Here is an 18,420-nt window from a genome sequence, read left to right as displayed (position 1 = left end):
CGGGATGGGCGTCGCGCGCTTCCTGCTCCGCCGGATCCTCGGCGGCCTGGCGATACTGCCGCCGCTGTCGGTCCTGGTGTTCGCCGCGATTGAGGTGCTGCCCGGGGACGCCGCGGTGTACGCGCTCGCCGGTCAGAACCCGTCCCCGGAACTGCTGGCCCAGACCCGGCACCGGCTCGGTTTGGACCGTTCCGCGCCCGAACGGTACCTCGACTGGCTGGCCGGGCTCCCGCACGGGGACCTCGGACGTTCGGCCATCAACGGGCAGTCGGTGTCGGCCGTGATCGAGGGCCGGATCGGGAACACGGTGGTCCTCGGGGTGCTGGTCGTCCTGCTGATGGTGCCGCTGGCGCTCGGGATCGGGGCGTTCGCCGGGACGCGGGAGGGCCGCGCGGGCGACCGCGTCGTGTCGCTGGTGACGCTGTGCCTCGTCGCCGTCCCCGAGTTCGTGCTGGCCGCCGCGCTGATCGTCGTGTTCGCGTTCGTGCTGGACGTGCTCCCGGCGACGTCGATCTTCCCGGTGGAGGACTCGCCGCTGGCGCACCCGACCGTCCTCGTCCTGCCGGTGACGACGCTGGCGCTGGTCGCGGCGAGCGGCGCGTCGCGGCAGGTGCGGGTGGGCGTCGCGGACGTCATGCGGTCCCGGTACGTGGAGACGGCGCGGCTGAAGGGGCTGCCGGAGCGGCGGGTCGTGCTGCGGCACGTGATCCCGAACGCGGTGGGCCCCTCGCTCCAGGTCCTGGCGGGCAGCGTCGGCGTCGTGATCGGCGGGTCGGTGATCGTCGAGACCGTGTTCTCCTACCCGGGGCTCGGCTCGGCCCTCGCCGCGGCCGTCACGACGCGGGACTTCGCCCTGGTCGAGGGCATCGTGATGCTCCTCGCGGCGGCGCTGGTCGCCGCCTACACCGCCGCCGACCTGGCGGTCGCCCTGCTCACTCCGAAATTGCGGACGGCCCTGTGAAAACGATCATCGAACCCGGCTCGGGCGACCGCCCGACGCCGCCCGTCCCGGGGCCCGGCGCGGACCTCGCGGCCGATCTCGGCGGGGCCCCGGCGCGGCGGCGGTTCGCGTCCGCCGTGCCGCGGGTCAGCGGCTGCGTCGTTCTCGCCCTCGTGGTGTTCACGCAGGCGGCGCCGTTGCTGGCGCCGCACTCGGTGCGGGAGGTGATCGGCGTGCCGTACGCCAAGCCTGGCCAGGTCGGCGTGCTCGGCACCGACTACCTCGGCCGCGACCTGCTGAGCCGCCTCCTCGCGGGCGGACGCTCGCTGGTGCTGCTCGCGGGGGCCTGCACGCTCGCGGCGGGCGTCCTCGGGACGGCGCTCGGACTGCTGCTCGGCTATGTCCGGGGCGTCGCGGCCGCCGTCCTGAACCGGGTCGTCGACCTGTTCCTCATCCTGCCGCCGCTGGTCGTGCTGCTGGTGCTCACGTCGGGTTCGGCGCGCGGGACGACGATCCTCATCCCGACGATCATGATCTCGGCGTCGCCGTACGTCGCGCGGATCGTCCGGACGGCGACGCTCGGCGTCGTGCGCAGCCCGTTCGTCGAGGCGGCCGTCCTGCGCGGGGAGCCCCGCCGGGCGATCCTCGTCCGGGAGATCCTGCCGAACATCGCCGGACCGGTGCTCGCGATCACCGGCCTGCTGCTGATCTATTCGATCTTCGTGATCGCGTCGGCGGGCTTCCTCGGCGTCGGCGCCCAGCCGCCGGCCGCGGACTGGGCGCTCATGATCAAGGAGAATATGCCGGGCGTGACGCTGAACGCGTGGCCGGTGGCCTTCCCGGCGCTGGCGATCATCGTGCTCGCCGTGTCGGTGAACATCTTCTCCGACGGCCTCCACCGGCGCATCGCCGGTGGCCGAGCGGGACGGGACAACGCGTGAACGCCCTCGCCGAAGTCGAAGCCCTCACCGTCGAGGACCACGCGGGCCGGACGGTCCTCGACGACGTCTCCTTCACCGTCGCCGCGGGCGAAGCCGTCGGCGTGGTCGGCGAGTCCGGCTCGGGGAAGACGACCACCGCGCTGACGCTCCTCGGCTGGGCGCGGCACGGGCTCCGGGTCGTCTCGGGCCGGGTGCGGGTCGCGGACACCGAGCTCGCCGGACGGCCGGAGCGGGAGATCCGCGCGGCCCGCGGGCGGCTCGTCGGCTACGTCCCGCAGAGCCCGGCGTCCGCGCTGAGCCCGCTGATGCGGGTGGGCGACCAGATCGCCGAGACCCTCGCCCACCTGCCCGCGGACGAGCGCGCGGCGCGCGTCGCCGGGACGCTCGAACTCGTCGAGCTGCCGAGCGACGAGGAGTTCCGGCGCAAGTTCCCGCACCAGCTGTCCGGCGGGCAGCAGCAGCGGCTGTGCCTGGCGGTGGCTCTCGCGAACCGTCCACGGGTCCTCGTCCTGGACGAGCCGACCACCGGGCTGGACGTGATCACCCAGGCGGCCGTCCTCGCCCAGGTCGACCGGATCCGCCGGGAGCTCGGGGTCGGGGTGCTCCTGGTGTCGCACGACCTCGCGCTCGTCGCCGCGCACACCGACCGCGTCGTCGTGATGTACCGGGGGCGCGTGGTCGAGGAGGGGCCGAGCCGGAGCATGCTCGCCCGGCCGTCGCACGAGTACACCCGCGGGCTCGTCGCGGCGGTCGTCGACCACCGGGCGCGCCGCGCCCCCGTCGCGGCGCCCTCCGGCGGCTCGGCGCCGCTGCTGGCCGTCAGAGACCTCACCGCCGTCCATCGCGCGAAGGGAGGCGAGGTGGTCGCGGCGGACCGGGTCTCGTTCGAGGTCCGCGCGGGCGAGTGCCTGGCGGTCGTCGGGCAGTCCGGCTCGGGCAAGACGACGATCGCCCGCGCCGTGGTCGGCCTGCACCGCGCGGACGCCGGGACGATCCTCCTGGACGGCTCGCCCCTCCCGCCCACCGCCGCCGCGCGCGGCCGCGACCAGCTCCGCCGGATCCAGCTCGTGTTCCAGGACCCGTTCGCGTCGCTGAACCCGCGCCGCACCGTCGGGGACTCGGTCGGACGGCCGCTGCGCGTCCTGCGCGGGATGTCCCGGAGCGAGGCCCGCGCCGAGGTGGCGCGGCTGCTCGACCGGGTGCGGATCCGCGCGGACGCCGCCGGCGCTTATCCGGGCGAGCTGTCGGGCGGCGAGTGCCAGCGCGTCGCGATCGCCCGCGGCCTCGCGTCCTCGCCCGACCTGCTCGTGTGCGACGAGATCACGTCCGCGCTGGACGTCTCGGTCCAGGCCGCGGTGCTCGAACTGATCAACGAGCTGCGCCGGGACCTCGGCCTCGCGCTGCTGTTCATCTCGCACGACCTCGGCGCGGTCAGCGTCGTCGCCGACACGATCATGGTGGTCGAGCGGGGCCGGTGCCGCGAGTACGGACCGGCCGCCGAGGTGCTGCACGCGCCACGGGACGCCTACACGCGCCGCCTGGTCGAGGCCGCGCCCTCCCTGTCGGACGCCCTGGTCACGTCCACCCCGACCGGGGCGGACGACGGATTGGAGACCGCGCCTTGAGCACCGTTTCGAACGTCCGCACCGCGCGGGTGACGCTGCCGGACGGATGCCCGCTCCACGTCGAGCGTCGCGGGTCGGGGCCGCCCGTCCTGCTGCTGCACGCCGGGGCGGAGGACGTGACCGGCTGGGCCCGGCAGGCCGACGCGCTCGCGTCGGCCGGGTACGAGGCGATCGGCTACGACCGGCGCGGCACCGGCCGCAGCGGCCGGACGGGCTGGCCGGGCGACGGCGCGCCGGGCCACGCCCGCGACGCCGTCGCGCTGCTCGCGGCGCTGGATCTGGCGGAGGTGATCGTCCTCGGGGTGAGCTCGGGCGCGATGGTCGCGCTGGAACTGGCGCTGCGCGCGCCGGAGTCGGTCGTCCGCGCCCACGTGCACGAGCCTCCGGCATTTCGCCACGTCGGCTCCGGGATGGACGAGTTCGAACGCCTCGACGGCGCCGTCCGGCGCGCCCTCGCCGCCGCTCCCGGAGACCACGCCGGCGCCTACGCCGCGCTGATGGAGGCGGTGAACGGCGAGGGCTTCGTCGAGCGCATGGACCCGGCCCGCTGGGCGATGGAGGCGCGGAACGCGGAGGCGTTCGTCCGCGACGACCTGCCGCTCATCGCGCTGCGCCTGTTCTCCGGCGAGGAGCTCGTCCGGCTCGCGCCGCTGGTCCGGTTGACGGCCGGGGCGCAGAGCCCGCCGTTCCTGCGCGACGCGGCGGACGCGTTGCGGGCGTCCGGCGGCTGGGCCTGCCGGGTGCTGCCCGGCCAGGGCCACACGCCGCACCTGAGCGAACCCGGCGTCTTCGCCGGCCTCCTGGCCGGGGAGGACCGATGACCGGGCCCGAGTTCGACCACCTGATGATCGCCGTCGCCGACCTGGACCGCGCGGCGGAGCGGTACCGGGGCCTCGGCTTCGAGGTCCGGCCCGGCGGACGGCACCGCGCCCTCGGCACGGAGAACGCGATCATCCCGTTCCGCGCCGGGCGCTACGTCGAGCTGATCGGCGTGCGCGACGCGGACGCGGCGCGTCGGCGCCTCAACGACGGCGACCGGTTCGCGGCGCTCGTGGACGCCCACGACGAACTCCCGATGATCTTCGTGCTGCGGGCCGGGGACCTCGCGGACGTCCGGGCGCGGCTGGCGTCGGCGGGCATCGCCACGGGCGGGCCCGACCTGCTGGTCCGCGACGAGCCGTCCGGCCGGACGGTGTCGTGCTCGATCCTCCAGCCGGGCGCCGGGCCGTGGCGGCGCGGCTTCCCCTCGTTCATCGACTGGGGGGACACGACCCACCCGGCGGCGGCGCCAGGCGTTCACCCGAACGGCGCGACGGACCTCACCGGGCTCGACGTGCTCGTCCCCGAAGTGGAGCCGCACGTCCGCCACTACCGCGCGCTCGGATTCGACTCGGACGCGGCAGGCGCGGTCGACCTCGGCGGATTCGACCTGCGGTTCACCCGGCCGTCGCCGGACGACGCCGGCGCGCTGTCCGCGCACGGAGCGGGCGTCACGGCGGTTCGCCTGGCCGGGCACGGAACCCTTACCGTCGACCCGGCCGCCGATCGGCCGTTCTCGCTCGGCCTGGACCGGACGGCCCGATGAACCGGTCCCCCGACCGGCTCGCGGTCCCGCCCGACGCGATCTGCCGGATGTCCGCCCGTGAACTGCACGCCGCGTACGCGGCGCGGGAGCTGTCGCCCGTCGAGGTGCTGGACGCGGTGCTCTCCCGGGCCGAGCGGGTCGATCCCGTCCTCTCGGCGCTGTACTGGCGCTTCGACGGGTCCGCGCGCGCCGCCGCCGTCGCCGCGGAGCGCCGCTGGCTGCGCGGCGAACCGCTCGGCCGCCTCGACGGCCTGCCGATCACCGCCAAGGACAACATGGACGTGCCCGGCGCGCCCACCTACCTCGGCTCCCGGACGAACCTGTTCACCCGCCGCCCCACGGAGACCGACCCGCTGGTCGCCGCGTTCCTCGACCGGGGCGCCGTGCTGTTCGCCAAGTCGACGATGGTGGAGACCGGCCTGTTCTCCGGGAGCTTCGGCGCCCTGTACGGGCCGGTGCGCAACCCGTGGAACCCGGCGAAGAGCGCGGGCGGTTCGACGTCCGGCGGGGCGGCGGCGACGGCGGCGCACATCGGGCCCGTCCACCTGGGCACCGACGGCGGCGGTTCGCTTCGGTCGCCTGCGGCGAGCTGCGGATGCGTCGCGCTGAAGGCCACCGCGCACTCCGGGCCGTTCGGGCATCCGCCGGGCGGCGTCCCCGCGTCGCGCGGCGTGCGCGGGTTCCTCAGCCGGGACGTCGACGACCAGATCTTCGTGCTCGGCGAGTTCGGCGAGTTCCCCGGGTTCGCCGAACCGGCGGCGGGAGCGCGGCCCGTCCACGGCCTGCGCGTCGGGTACCTCCCGGCGCCGACCGCCGACCCGGGCGTCGGCGGCGTCCATCCCGTCGTGCGGACGGCGGTGGAGGCGGCCCTCGACCGGCTGGCCGGGACGGTCCGCCTGGAGGAGGTCCCCGAGCCGCTCTTCGAGGGCCCGATGTGGGAGGCCGCCGTCACCGCGGCGTTCGCGGGCGTCGCGCGGTCGCTGGACGCCGGGCCCCCGGAACTCGCCGGACGCCTGCACCCGGTCGTCGGCGAAACGGTCGCGAGGGTGCGCGCCGCCGGGTCCGCGGACCGGGCGGGGGAGGAGGTCCGCCGCCTGACGGCGGTCCACGGCCGCCGCCTCGCGTCCGCGTTCGAGCGCTACGACCTGCTGGTCCTCGCGTGCAACTACTACCCGTCCTTCGACGCCGAGCTGCCCTGGCACGACGAGTGCGCGCTGATCGAGTCGCTCGGCTACGGGTGGACGTCCGGGGCGTGCCCCCACATCGGCTGGGTGGACGGCGGTCCGCCGAGCGTCAGCGTCCCCTGCGGCCTAGATCTTGACGGCGTGCCGATCGGCCTGCTGATCGCCGGACGTCCGGGCGCGGACGCCGACGTCCTCCGGGCGGCCCGCCGTTTCGAAGAAGTCTTGGGATTCACCGCTCTCTTCTGAGAGCACCTCCATCTGAAAGGGATTCTCCGTGCGGAAACTGAAGCAGCGCGTCGGGCAGGTCGGCCTGGGCTCGATCGGCCGGATCTACGCCCGGCACCTCGTCGACGCCGCCGACGACGTCCAGGTCTTCGACCTCGACCGGACGCGCGTCGAGGCGGCCGAGCGGGACGGCGCGACCGGCGCCGCCAGCGCCCGCGACCTGGCCGCCGCGAGCGAGGTCGTCGTCGTGTCGCTGCCCAACCCGCCCGCCGTCGAGAGCGCGTTCCTCGGAACGGACGGCATCCTCGCGGGCGCCGAGCCGGGGACGGTCGTCCTCGACCTGAGCACCGTGTCGCCGGACACCAGCCGCCGGATGCACGCGGCGGCGGCCGAGCGCGGCGTCGGCTACCTCGACGCGCCGGTCAGCGGCGGCGCCCCGATGAACGGCGGCGTCGAGGGCGCCGCCGCGCGGACGATCACCTTCATGGTCGGCGGCGACGCCGACGCCTACGCCAGGGCCGAGCCGGTCATGGCCGCGCTGGGCACGGTGCGGTTCCACATCGGCCCGTCCGGCAGCGGCAGCGCGATCAAGCTCATCAGCAACCTGCTGTCGGGCGTCTACGCGCTCGCCACGGCGGAGGCGTTCGCGCTCGGCGCGGCCGTCGGGCTCTCGCCCGAACGGCTGGTGGAGGTGTTCCAGCAGACCGACGCCAAGTCCTACTTCATGACGGACTACCTGGTGCCGCGCCTGCTGCGCGGCGACCTCGACCCGGGCTTCAGCGTGGCGCTCCAGCTCAAGGACCACCGCCTCGCGGCCGAGCTCGGGCACGAGCACCGCGTCCCGCTGTTCCTGAACCAGCAGGCGATCCAGCTCTACGAGCTGATGGTGGCGCAGGGGCGCGCCGACCGCGACGTCACCGACGCGCTCCCGTTCTTCGCCGAGCAGGCCGGTCGTCCGCTCCCCGCGTCGTCGTCGTGACGGGCGCGGGACGGCTGGACGGGCGTCGCGCGCTCGTCACGGGCGGCGCCGGAGGGGCGGGCGCGGCGAGCGTCCGCCGGTTCGCGGCGGAGGGCGCGCATGTCGTCTTCGCGGACGTCGACGTCCCCGGCGGCCGGGCACTGGAGGCCGAGATCGCGGCGGCGGGCGGGCGGGCCCACTTCGTCGAGACCGACGTCTCCCGTGCGGACGACGTGCGGCGGTGCGCCGAGACCGCCGTCCAACGGCTCGGCGGCGGCGTCGACATCCTGTTCAACCACGCCGGGACGGTGCTGGTCGAGCGCCTGGTCGACACGTCCGAGGACGACTGGAACCGGCTCCTGGCGGTCAACGTCACGAGCATGTTCCTGATGTGCCGCGAGGTGCTGCCGCACATGATGCGGGCGCGGCACGGCGTCGTCCTGAACACGTCGTCGATCTCCGGGCTCACCGCGTCGCCCTTCGAGAGCGCCTACTGCGTCACCAAGGGCGCCGTTCTGCAGCTCACGCGCGCCATCGCCGTCGAGTACCGCGAGTACGGGATCCGCGCGAACGCCCTTTGCCCCGGCTTCATCGGCACGCCGCACGGGCGGCGGGAGATCGACGAGCTCACCGCCCGCGGCGCGGGCGACGTCGAGGCCGACATCGCCGCCCGCCAGGGCCGCCTCTGCACGCCCGAGGAGATCGCGGCGGCGGCCCTGGCCCTGGTCGGCGACGACACCGCCGTCGTCAACGGCGCCGCGCTGGTCGCCGACAACGGCTGGACGGCCTTGACATGACCGCACACGGCCCCCATCGCGGCCCGGAGAGGAAGACGACCATGGGTTCGATCGACGTCCTCGTCAAAGACGTCAGGATCATCACCTGCGACGCCGACGACACGGTCATCGAGCGGGGATACCTGGCCGTTCGCGAAGGGAGGATCGACGCCTTCGGGCCCATGGACGGCACCGTGCCGGCCCATGCGTCCGAGGTGCTCGACGGCACCGGCCTGAGCGTCCTTCCCGGGCTGGTGAACTCGCACATGCATTTCCACTACCGGCGCCTCGGCGGCCCGGTCGGCCCGAACATCCTCGGGCCCGTCGCGCTGGACGCCCTGAAGTCGACGCGCACCGCCTTCAACCTCCTCCGCGAGGGCGTCACCAGCGTCCGGGACGTCGGCCACAACGACGACTCCCGGCTCCACGTCCGCGACGCGATCCGCGACGGCGTCATCGTCGGCCCTCGCGCGACCGTCTCCGGCGCCGCGATCGGGATGTCGTACGGCCACGCGTACTTCGTCGCCGAGAGCGTCGCGTCCCTGGACGGCCTGGTCGAGACGATCCGCAGGCAGGCCCACGAGGGCGCCGACCTCATCAAGATCATCGCCAGCAACGAGGACCTGCCGAACCCGCCCGGCGACGAACTGACGGTGCCCTGGTTCTCGGCGAAGGCCGTCCAGGTGGCGGTGGAGACGGCGCACGAGTGCGGCCTGCCCATCGCCGCCCACGCGAACGGGGCACGCGCTTTGGAACGGTGCATCGAGGCCGGCGTCGACACGATCGAGCACGGGATCCATCTGTCCGCGGACCACGCGTCCGCCATGGCCGAGCGGGGCATCGCCCTCGTCCCGACGCTGTCGGGCTTCTTCGAGAACAGCCGCGAGTTCTGGGGACGGTCCTGGCAACCGCGCTACGCGGCGCTGTGGAACGTCCACCGGGAGACGATCGGGAACGCCGTCGACGCGGGCGTCCTGATCGGCACCGGGACCGACACCCTCGGCACCGTCGCGCAGGAGGCGTGGCTGCTGCACAAGTACGGCGGGGCGTCCCGCGCCGCCGCGCTGGCCGCCGCGACGCGGAACGGCGCGCGGATCGCCCGGCAGGGAGCCGACGTCGGGACCATCGCCGCCGGGAACCGCGCCGACCTCGTCCTGGTCGAGGGCGCCCCCGACCGCGACCTGCTCGACCTCGGCCGCGCGCGCCACACCTTCCTCGCCGGTCGCCGCTTCACCCGGGAGGAACTGGCCAAGCTGATCCCCGCCCACCGGTTCTTCGTGGACGAACTCGACGGCCCGGAGGCCCTGCCGCGCTCCGCTGGAGTCGCCGCGCAGGGCCCCTGCGGCTGACGTCCTCGCGGTCACCGAGCGGAGAACCCCGAATGCGAGTACTGCTGCACTACGACATGGACCATGCCGAACCGGGCCTGGACATCGTGAGCTGCTCCGAGCAGGACGACGACCGCTTCACCGCGCTCCTGCCGGACACCGAGGTGATCTGGCACGTCCTGCGTCCCCTCGAAGCGGCCGACATGGACCGGGCGCCGAAGCTGCGGCTCATCCAGAAACTCGGCACCGGCGTGAACACCATCGACCTGGACGCCGCCGCCGAACGCGGCATCGCCGTGGCCAACATGCCGGGCCGCAACGCGCAGGCCGTCGCGGAGACGAGCCTGCTGCTGATGCTCGCCGCACTCCGCAAGCTGGTCCCGTTCGACGCGCGGACGCGTCGCGGCGAGGGCTGGCCCGCGGGCCGCGCCCTGGTCGGCGGCGAACTCCGCGGCCGGACGGTCGGCCTGCTCGGCGCCGGCGAGATCGCGGGCCTGCTGCGCGGCATGCTGGAGGCGATCGGCGCCAGGGTCGTCTACACGTCCCGCCGTCCGCGCCGCGACGACCCGTCCTGGATGCCCTTGGACGACCTGCTCCGGACGAGCGACATCGTGTCCGTGCACATCCCGCTGACCGAGGAGACCCATCACCTCCTGAACGCCGACCGCCTGGCCCTCCTACCGCCCGGCGCGATCGTGGTGAACACCGCTCGCGGCGCGGTGATAGAAGAGCCCGCCCTTGCGGCGGCATTGAAATCCGGCCACCTGGCAGGCGCGGGCCTGGACGTATTCGAGACAGAGCCGCTGGACGAGACGAATCCGCTGCTCGCCCTCGAAAGCGTCGTCGTCATGCCGCACGTGGCCTGGCTGACCCGAGAAACCTGGACCCGCTATTTCGCGGTGGCAGCGGAGAACTGCCGCCGCCTATCCCGCGGAGAGCCCCTTCTCCACCCCGTCGTCCATCCTCTCCGGGGGTGACGGCGCCCAACGTCCAATGAACGGCGTCGTACGGACCGACATCGCGCCCATGCTGCCGGTCGCCTTCATCTCCGCCATCGCGACCGGCAGCATCTGCACCATCCAGACCTTTAGCTGTATGCGAAAAGGTCCTGCCGTATGCCTGCCGCCTTGAAGAGGTAGTCGCGTGACGCTTCGAGTTCGCGTCGCAGCCGGCCGAGGTCGGCGTCGAGCAGGCGCCCTCGCCACTTGCGGACCTTGCCGGCGACGATCACCGTCTCGACGTTCGTGCGGTCCATCAGCGTGACGACCGCTCCGGGCGCGCTGTTGAGCGGGGCCACGTTGAGCGCGGTGGCGTCGAGCACGACGATGTCGGCCTCCTTGCCGGGCGTGAGCGTGCCCGTCTTACCGGCGAGCCCGAGGTGTTTCGCCCCGTTGACGGTCCCGTAGCGCAGCACGTCGCGGACGGTGAGGAGCTCCGGCGTCCCCTCGGCCGGCGTGGGCCAGTTGTTGGGCGGCATGGGGTCGCCCTGGTCCAGGACGATCTGGTTGACGACCATGCGCTGCATGATCATGGCGGAGCGCATCAGCGTGAAGGGGTCGGCGGCCATCGTCGTCTCGACGTCGGAGCTCAGCGAGGGCTCCATGCCGAGCTCCCGCATCGTGAGGATCGGCGGGGTGCCGTGCCGCATGACCATCTCGATCGGGAAGGCGAGCGAGACCTGCGCGCCGGCGTCCCGAAACCGTTTCCAGACCCGGTCGGACATCCCGGTCATGTGAATGAACAGGTTGTCCGGCCCCACCCGGACCCCGGCGGTCCCCTGGGCGAGGTCCTCGAAGACCGGCAGCATCCCCCACGACCCGACCGAGTGCGCCGCGATCTTGATGTCCAGTTCGCGGGCGAGCGTCCAGGACCGGGTGTACACATTCCTGCCGAGGTGGAGTTCGCCGCCCATGACCATGCTCACCAATTGGTCGTCCGAGGAGAACCAGCGGTCCCTGATGCGGGGGGCGTCTTCCGGATACCGGGCCGTGGCGCGGCCGTCGCCCTCGAAATAGCCGAACGCGGCGCGCCGTCCGGTGTCGATCAGCGCCTGGATCGCCGCGTCGGTGTGCTCGGGGGAATGGTGGATCTGCGATACGTCCAACACCGTGGTGACGCCCGCGTCAAGCTGGGAAAGTCCTGCGAAAAGGTCATTGATGTACACGTCCTGCGGCCGGTACACCAGCCGGAACCCGTCGAGAATGTGCTTGCCGTAGTTCGGGTTCGCGCTCGGTGAGCCTGAGCGGTCGTCCAGGAGCAGGCCATTGGCCAGAAACGCGCGCTCCGCCGTCTCGAACAAATGGTGGTGCGTGTCGACGAAACCCGGCATGACGATGCGGCCACGCGCGTCGATCACGTCCGCGCCGGGGGCCCGCAGGTCACGTCCGACCGCGACGATCTTCTTGCCCTCGACCAGGACGTCGGCGACCTCGAAGTCGCCCACCTTCGGGTCCATCGACATCACCGCCCCGCCGCGGACGACGTAGCGGCGTCCGCGGGCGCCGGTGTCCCTCGGCGGCGGCCGGTCACGGTCCTGCGCGGTGGCCGGAGAGGCCGCGAGCAGGCCCGCGCCGCCCGCCGCCGTGGCCACTGTCGAGGTCTTCAGGAAACTGCGTCGTCCAAATCGCGGAGCGGCGTTCTTGCGCCGCTCGTCTTCGTTCTGCTCGCTGGACACGTTCCTCCTCCTTCGGGAAAAGGCCATTCGAAACGCGGTGATCGCAGGGATTCGAGGGCGCGCGCGCCGCCGCCCGCCATGGCGTGTGAGACGGAACCGGCCGCCCTGTCGCCGCCTCGATCAGTGAGTTGATGTGTCAACTAGACGGTACATGGTCGAGTTGACGTGTCAACTCTCGGTTTAGGATGCTCCCATGGCGCATCTTGGATTGACCGACCGCGAGCTCCGCGCATGGCGGACCTCCTTCCGGATGGTGGAGCTGCTGCGGGCACGCCTCGAACAGCAGCTTCAGGCGACCAGCGGCCTGTCCAACGCCGACTACACCGTGCTGGCTCTGCTGTCCGAATCGCCCGACAGACGCATGCGCCTCTACGAGCTGTGCCAGGCAGCCGGCTGGGAGAAGAGCCGCATGCACCACCAGCTCACCCGGATGAGCCGGCGGGACCTGATCGCCCGCGAGCGGTGCGGCTCGCGCGGCGTCCATGTCGCGCTCACCGCGGAAGGGCTCGACGCGCTCAGAAAAGCCGTGCCCCGCCACGGCCAGGAAGTCCGGCGCCTGTTCGTCGACCGCCTCACACCCGAAGAGCTCGACCAGTTCGCCGACCTCTCCGCCAAGATCCTCCACAACCTGGAAACGAACGAGCCGTGACCCGAGCCGGCTACGCCATCCGGCGTGGCCGGGACTGCGCGACGACAAGACTCCTCGGCGGGTTCGCCGGGAATGAGGGGGCGGGAGGTCAGGCCGTGCGGGGCACCTGTCACCCACCGTGAGGGGATTGGATGGCGCGGCAGTCCAAGACCGAGTTGTACACGCCATCTGCCGTGACGTACGGGGCATATTGGGGGCCGCTCACCAGCAAGAGCATCGGGCCATTCCGGCCTTACCGGGCCTCCAGGTCCCGGTCAGCGCGATCGAGGAGGGTGCGCGGTCTCGACCGTTATCCCCGTATGGGCGGCCAGGTCCGGCAACGTCCAAGGCGAGCCGTCTGGGCGGCCACGCTCGTACTCGCGCAGGAGCGCCCGGTCTCGGACGAACGTCCACCGGTGTAGGCGTCCCGCCCGTTGACCGCGCGGCTGGCCCGGTCCCACTGCTCGTACCGCTCGACCCGGCGGGTCAGCGAGCCCCAATCGACGCCCGGCGGCTCCAACAGGCCGGTGAGCTGCGCGAGTTCAGCGTGCGGGTCACGTGGATCAGGGGGCGGGGCGACGCCCGTTTCGCTCTCGTACTGATCGCTGCCGTGCGCTGAACTGGCCCGGAAGGTCGGCTTGAGCTGGCATTTTGGATCAGCGGCCCCTGGGACAGGGGTTCCCGCCATTGTGCGTTCCTCGCGTGCCCGGGGAGCCGGACATCGGGCCGGTTCCGGCCGTGAGCTGCTGAGCTCTGGGGCGATTTCGGATATCCGTCGGTTGCCGTACCTGCCGCATGGGACGACGTTGGGATGACAGTCTCCAGCCTTGGCGGTGTCCCATGGTGTACGAACGCGACTGCTTCTCCGACCAGTCGTTCGCTGTCCAGATCACCCTCACGAGCCGGGACGGGAGTCCCTCGGTGATCCGGCAGGTGGTCATCGGCGGCCGTCCTGCCGGGCCGTTCGGCCTCGCGCCCAAGAGCCACCTGTCCCCGTGGCTGTCGTTCTGCGACGGCCTGCGCGCCGACCTGGTCGGCCAGACCCTGCAGGACGGGCTGCACAGAGTGCTCGACCTGTGTGAGTGGGCCGAGTACCTGCCCAGCCAGCGACTCGCCGACGCGCTCCGATCGGTGCCGCTCAAGAAGGTCAAGGACGCTCGGACGCCGGCCTGGTGGCACGCCCAGGCCGCCCTGCACGCGGGTGCGGTCACCGTCGCGGCCCAGGAGTACCTCAACAAGGCCGACCCCGAGGAGCCCGAGGAGGAGCTGGAGCAGGGGCTGCTCCAGAACCTGGTCGCCGGTTACCTGCACCTTCGCAACACCGTGCCGCTGTCGGCCTTCCCCGTCACCCCCGCCGCGGGGCCGCCGACACGTGCCGCGTCGCTCGTCCGTACCGCGGAGGGCCTGCTGGCCGACCGCCTGCTCACGTCGAACGAACGGCGGGAGCTTTTGAAGAGCCTATGCGGCCTGCTCGACCTGAAGGCGCTCGCGGCGATGGGAGACAAGCCCGAGGTGCTCCTCGACCTGGAGCTGACCTCGCGGATCCCCGAGCTGCGCGCCTTCGTGCTGGCCGACCACATCCGCACGATGGAGCAGGCATACCCCCGCGCCACCGACGCGACCGACTTCCGCCGGTCGGCGGTCGACCTTCTGACACCACCGCTGAGCCGCGACGAGGACCACGCGCTGAGCGAGTGCTTCTCCGGCACCGTCAAGGAACCGCCGAACAGCCTGGAACGGGTCCAGGCCTATTCGGGCGAGACGCTCCACACCGACGATTCCTCCTCGTCCTCCTTGTCCTCCTCGGAGGACGAGGAGACCGGCGACGTCTACGAGCGGTTCGCCGTCCAGTTCGAGGTGGACGGCGACAGCATCGACCGGATCTACATCGGTTCCCGGCCGGCCGCGCCCGCCGGCCGCCACGCCACGGCATGGGTGGTGCTCTGCGACCACCTGCGCGCCCTGCTGGTCGGCAAGAACCCGGCCGCCGTACCCGCCCTGCTCGACACCGCCCGCACCACCATCACCACCCTGGCCGGCCGGCTGAACCAGCAGGCCGTCGTCGCGGGATTCGCCCCCGCCTCCGCCTCACCGAGCCCCGACCAGATGGAGGAGGACACACCCGAGGAGGGCACCACGGTCCTCGCCGTTGCCCAGCGCGCGGCGGTCGACTACCTCACCGCGCTCAACTCGCTCGACGGCTCGATCGTCGACACCGGCGGCACCAGCCCTGCCGCGATCGAGCCCAAGCACCGGGCGACCCTGCTGTCCGGTGAAGCGGCCCCGACCCAGCTGGCCGGGATGCTCGACCCCCGCGCGCTGGCCTGGAAGGTGGGCCGCGGCCGGATCGCCTTCCGGATCGCGCTGCACCTCCACCTGATGAACACCGCCTACCGGGCCGTCATCCCGCTGCTGAGCCCAGAATGCTTCGCGGCCCTGCTGGTGCCCGTGGAGATCCGGGTGGACATGCAGGTCGCCATCGCCCAGGACGTCATCCAGGCGCTCGACCCCCAGCAGGCCTTCTCGCCGGACGCCTACGCCCAGGCCGCCGACCGGTACAGCCACGACAAGGCAGTCCAGGCCAAGGCCAAGGCCAAGACCAAGCCCGGGATGGTCGACGACGATGCCGACTACCGGCCCTCGCTCGACTCCGACGACGGCGGCTCGTCCTACTCATCCTCCTCCTAGTACGCCGTCGACCGTGCGCCCCCGCCCGCCGCGGGTGCCGCGGGTGCCGCGGGACCAGCCGTATGCCGGGCGGTACAACGCGGGGGCTGAAGGATGACGGCGGTGGCGTCGTCGCGGTACCCGTGGCTGTCCGGCTCGGTCTGGCCCACGAGGGCATCGGCAAGGGCTGCACGTCGTCGGCGTGTTCGCGCACCAACTCGTCCACGCGGCCGTCGCCCAGGCCGTCGACCACGCCGTCGGAGAGCAGCAGCACCAACTCGTCCTCGGGGATGTAGGCGCTGTAGACCGTGCCGACCGTCGCGGCCACCAGGGTCGCGCGGACCCAGTCGTCGTGGTCGGCGGCCAACTCCAATGGGGCACCGTTGAGACGGAACTGCTCACCGACGGTCGCGCCCGAGCTGTACTGGCGGAGCCGCTCGCCGTCGAACCCGTACGCCCTGGCGTCACCGCACCAGGCGATACCGGTGTCGTCGCCGGCCCGGACGACGGCGGCGACCGCGACGCTCTCCGAAGTCGTGGACCATCCCCTCGGCGTCAGTCTCGAGATCACCCCTGGCGCCCGAGGCGGAGTAGAAAGCCAACTCGACCCCCGCGCCTTCGACGTAGCCGCTATCGGACGGTTCCCGGCCTACCCGTACCCGATCCGCGTCCGAGGAGCGCGGCCGCTCACCGCGATCGGCGCCGCCTGCGGCGATCAGGGCGGCGTCAGGCCGTCGGGCTCGACAGGAATCCTTGCGTGATTCAGAGAAGGAACCCGTCGAACTTCGGCTCGAACCTACACACGCCGGAGCAGGCCCACTCCTCGGGCACGTGGTCGATGCCGGTCGCGGCCATGGCAGCGATGGGTCTTCGGATGTGCGCGGCGCGCCCCCTGACTTGGTCCTACGCGCGTTACCCGGAGCAGCCCGGCCGAGACCCTCACCAGGAGGTTTGGCGTGCAGGGCTGCTCCAGGGGGCGTCGATGAGCATGACACAAGCGAAGTTGGATGCGGACGAGCAAGAGGAGCGCCGCCGCAGGCACGAACGAGTTTGCTACGTCATCCCTCCGGAATACTTCGAAAGATCGTTCACCTTGGTTGGTACATTGCCGCTGGGGCTTTAGGTGGCGTCATTGGGAACAGAGCTGATGCGGCTGTCGTCCAAGCGGTGAAATGGTCTCTCAGGTCACGTCTGCTGCATGTTCTGCGTCGGCGCAGGACGACAGAGGAGTGCACTTCACTCACTCGGAAGAAGCGATCGAGATGGCCAGAGCGACTGCAATTGCACACGGATTCGAGCAAGCCCCGCTTTCCCGGGTTGACTCAGCGGAGGAGAACAGCGACTCCTGGTCGGTGCAGCTTCAAGTCAGTTCGCGCTGGGGCGAACACACGCTGCGAGTGCGCGTATATTCGAGTGATCCGGTACGCGCGACTCTATTCATTGTCAGGAATGGGGATCTCAACTGCGAGAAGCGCTCCAACGCTATGACGGTCTGTTGTGTGACGGCCCCCGGCACTATTGCCGCAATGCTCGCCTTGCGGCGTTCCTTCGCCTGTGGCTGGACGGCTTTTCAAGCCTCTCATCACCAAGTAGCCACCCGCGTACTGCCTCAGCTCTCGGTTGATCCCCAACGGCCCCGCGCACCCGCGAAGGCGATTGAACGCGACCAGGCGGCCGAACTGCTCACCTATAGGTCAATAAACACTAAGGCCAACCTCCAGGGAGTGTTGCTTGACCATTGATAGACGTAAACGCTTATGGTTGAATAGCCTGTAACTATCCGTAGTTAAGAGCCTGGGCCAGTTGCCCGGGTTCACGCGACACCCAAAGCTGGGGTTGACAACAGGGAGTACGAGTGGAAATCACGCGCAGGCAGGCGCTCCGGACGACAGGTCTATTATCCGGCGCCGTCCTCCTGGGAAGCACCGCTCTCGGTACGCAGACGCCCGCCAACGCGTCAGAGTCAGGCTGGCGCTGGTGCCAGAAATGCGAAGGGCTCTGGTTCAGCAACGGCTCCGGCAGGGGTATCTGCATGGCCGGCCCAGGGGTAGGCCACAGTACAGAAAACAGCGGATACTACACGATGCTGGCCATCGGCGAAGAAATCGGCGCGAGCCAGCCCGGCTGGAGCCGGTGCCAGGCCTGCCAGGGACTTTACTATAGTGGTGCGGGCCGGTCCGGAAGCTGCGCAGCCACACTCAGCGGCAGCGGGGGACACTACCAGGCAAAAAGCGGCTACTCTCTCGAATACGCTGGCCAAAACGACGCGCAAGAGCACAGGCAGCCAGGCTGGCGCTGGTGCGACAAGTGCGAACTACTCTGGTTCGGCGCACGAGCGACATTCGCCGGAAACCACCTGTGGAACGGCGCGGCCCGCGATCAATGCCCCCGCGATGTTCTGGGCCACCGCTACTACGACTACAACGCCAACTACCGGGTGCCGCACGTCGGTTTGGCTGCCTAAAGGTTCCCCTCGACATGGGTGGGCCCGGCCTGATCCTGCCCAGCAGCTCCACCTACCCCAGTGGCTCGGCGATGTCAGGCGCCTATCCTCGCGACCGCTGGGACCGGACGAGGCGGTGAGCAGTTGAGATCAACGCCACAGCGGCACAGGCGTTTCTCGGTCTGCCCGGCGGTCGTTTCCTCATCCCGGGCGGCATTCACTCCGACCACTCCCACCAGGCGCACGCGGGGTCGGACGGCTCGACGTTCGCCGCGGGTGCGTCCGCTTCGGCGGATGCGTCCGTCCCGGAGGGTGGTTCGGGAGGGGCTTGGCGGGTCGGAGGTGGGCTCGGTGCCGGTTTTGGGTGGATTTTCTGGTACCCGCTGGGTACCCAGATGGTCGCCACCGGCCGCAGCCGGTGGCACTTGGCCGCCCTTGCCATCCGG

The 18,420-nt window shown here is 71.6% G+C and carries 14 protein-coding genes; 13 read left to right on the top strand and 1 reads right to left on the bottom strand.

Features of this window, described 5'->3' with window-relative positions; genetic code table 11:
* Window positions 1-4: 4 nt before the first annotated feature.
* Genes FXF68_RS04990 through FXF68_RS04945 form a run of 10 tightly spaced genes read left to right on the top strand, consistent with a single transcriptional unit; the run spans window position 5 to window position 10,539 of the window.
* On the top strand, window positions 5-961 hold the full coding sequence (locus FXF68_RS04990) for an ABC transporter permease (RefSeq protein WP_148757671.1): 957 nt from the start codon (window positions 5-7) through the stop codon (window positions 959-961).
* Window positions 958-1,881, top strand: a complete 924-nt coding sequence (locus FXF68_RS04985; protein ID WP_187437729.1) for an ABC transporter permease — start codon at window positions 958-960, stop codon at window positions 1,879-1,881. Before FXF68_RS04990 ends, FXF68_RS04985 begins: the two co-directional genes overlap by 4 nt.
* Window positions 1,878-3,506, top strand: a complete 1,629-nt coding sequence (locus FXF68_RS04980; RefSeq protein WP_148757670.1) for an ABC transporter ATP-binding protein — start codon at window positions 1,878-1,880, stop codon at window positions 3,504-3,506. The genes FXF68_RS04985 and FXF68_RS04980 overlap by 4 nt, the downstream gene beginning before the upstream one ends.
* Window positions 3,503-4,327 (top strand): alpha/beta fold hydrolase, encoded by an 825-nt coding sequence (locus FXF68_RS04975; protein ID WP_187437728.1) that lies wholly within the window; start codon window positions 3,503-3,505, stop codon window positions 4,325-4,327. The genes FXF68_RS04980 and FXF68_RS04975 overlap by 4 nt, the downstream gene beginning before the upstream one ends.
* The gene (locus FXF68_RS04970) at window positions 4,324-5,091 is read left to right on the top strand and encodes a VOC family protein (protein WP_148757668.1); all 768 of its coding nucleotides are present in this window, start codon (window positions 4,324-4,326) and stop codon (window positions 5,089-5,091) included. Before FXF68_RS04975 ends, FXF68_RS04970 begins: the two co-directional genes overlap by 4 nt.
* On the top strand, window positions 5,088-6,521 hold the full coding sequence (locus FXF68_RS04965; RefSeq protein WP_148757667.1) for an amidase: 1,434 nt from the start codon (window positions 5,088-5,090) through the stop codon (window positions 6,519-6,521). Before FXF68_RS04970 ends, FXF68_RS04965 begins: the two co-directional genes overlap by 4 nt.
* Window positions 6,522-6,549: 28 nt before the next feature.
* Complete coding sequence (locus tag FXF68_RS04960; protein WP_148757666.1) at window positions 6,550-7,479, top strand: NAD(P)-dependent oxidoreductase; 930 nt, start codon at window positions 6,550-6,552, stop codon at window positions 7,477-7,479.
* Entirely contained in the window at window positions 7,476-8,255 is a 780-nt protein-coding gene (locus tag FXF68_RS04955; RefSeq protein ID WP_148757665.1) for an SDR family NAD(P)-dependent oxidoreductase, read from the top strand. The genes FXF68_RS04960 and FXF68_RS04955 overlap by 4 nt, the downstream gene beginning before the upstream one ends.
* 41 nt (window positions 8,256-8,296) lie before the next feature.
* Window positions 8,297-9,583 carry an amidohydrolase family protein gene (locus FXF68_RS04950; RefSeq protein WP_187437727.1) on the top strand — a complete coding sequence of 429 codons (1,287 nt, stop codon included), beginning with the start codon at window positions 8,297-8,299 and terminating at the stop codon, window positions 9,581-9,583.
* Between the two features lie 32 nt (window positions 9,584-9,615).
* A complete protein-coding gene (locus FXF68_RS04945; protein ID WP_148757663.1) occupies window positions 9,616-10,539 on the top strand; it encodes an NAD(P)-dependent oxidoreductase in 924 nt (307 codons plus the stop codon).
* A gap of 110 nt (window positions 10,540-10,649) precedes the next feature.
* Here FXF68_RS04945 and FXF68_RS04940 read toward each other — a convergent pair whose 3' ends face one another.
* Window positions 10,650-12,236, bottom strand: a complete 1,587-nt coding sequence (locus tag FXF68_RS04940) for an amidohydrolase family protein (protein WP_222869802.1) — start codon at window positions 12,234-12,236, stop codon at window positions 10,650-10,652.
* A 193-nt stretch (window positions 12,237-12,429) separates the two neighbouring features.
* Between FXF68_RS04940 and FXF68_RS04935 the strand changes: the two genes are divergently transcribed.
* From FXF68_RS04935 to FXF68_RS42115, 3 genes are all read left to right on the top strand, one after another.
* Entirely contained in the window at window positions 12,430-12,885 is a 456-nt protein-coding gene (locus FXF68_RS04935) for a MarR family winged helix-turn-helix transcriptional regulator (RefSeq protein WP_222869801.1), read from the top strand.
* 819 nt (window positions 12,886-13,704) lie between these two features.
* The gene (locus FXF68_RS04930; RefSeq protein ID WP_148757661.1) at window positions 13,705-15,552 is read left to right on the top strand and encodes a hypothetical protein; all 1,848 of its coding nucleotides are present in this window, start codon (window positions 13,705-13,707) and stop codon (window positions 15,550-15,552) included.
* 2,062 nt (window positions 15,553-17,614) lie between these two features.
* Window positions 17,615-17,995: a hypothetical protein gene (locus FXF68_RS42115; RefSeq protein WP_187437726.1), complete on the top strand. Its 381-nt coding sequence runs from the start codon at window positions 17,615-17,617 to the stop codon at window positions 17,993-17,995.
* Window positions 17,996-18,420: the final 425 nt, after the last annotated feature.

The sequence above is a fragment of the Actinomadura decatromicini genome (assembly GCF_008121305.1).
Taxonomy (GTDB): Bacteria; Actinomycetota; Actinomycetes; order Streptosporangiales; family Streptosporangiaceae; genus Spirillospora; species Spirillospora syzygii.
The sequence above is the reverse complement of the archived record's forward strand: the minus strand, read 5'-3'. Positions and strand labels throughout refer to the sequence as shown.

Coding starts and splice junctions, on each gene's coding strand:
- FXF68_RS04990 (WP_148757671.1), top strand. CDS start 5: ATGGGCGTCGCGCGCTTCCTGCTCCGCCGGATCCTCGGCGGCCTGGCG.
- FXF68_RS04965 (WP_148757667.1), top strand. CDS start 5,088: ATGAACCGGTCCCCCGACCGGCTCGCGGTCCCGCCCGACGCGATCTGC.
- FXF68_RS04930 (WP_148757661.1), top strand. CDS start 13,705: ATGGTGTACGAACGCGACTGCTTCTCCGACCAGTCGTTCGCTGTCCAG.
- FXF68_RS04950 (WP_187437727.1), top strand. CDS start 8,297: ATGGGTTCGATCGACGTCCTCGTCAAAGACGTCAGGATCATCACCTGC.
- FXF68_RS04935 (WP_222869801.1), top strand. CDS start 12,430: ATGGCGCATCTTGGATTGACCGACCGCGAGCTCCGCGCATGGCGGACC.
- FXF68_RS04970 (WP_148757668.1), top strand. CDS start 4,324: ATGACCGGGCCCGAGTTCGACCACCTGATGATCGCCGTCGCCGACCTG.
- FXF68_RS42115 (WP_187437726.1), top strand. CDS start 17,615: ATGCTGGCCATCGGCGAAGAAATCGGCGCGAGCCAGCCCGGCTGGAGC.
- FXF68_RS04945 (WP_148757663.1), top strand. CDS start 9,616: ATGCGAGTACTGCTGCACTACGACATGGACCATGCCGAACCGGGCCTG.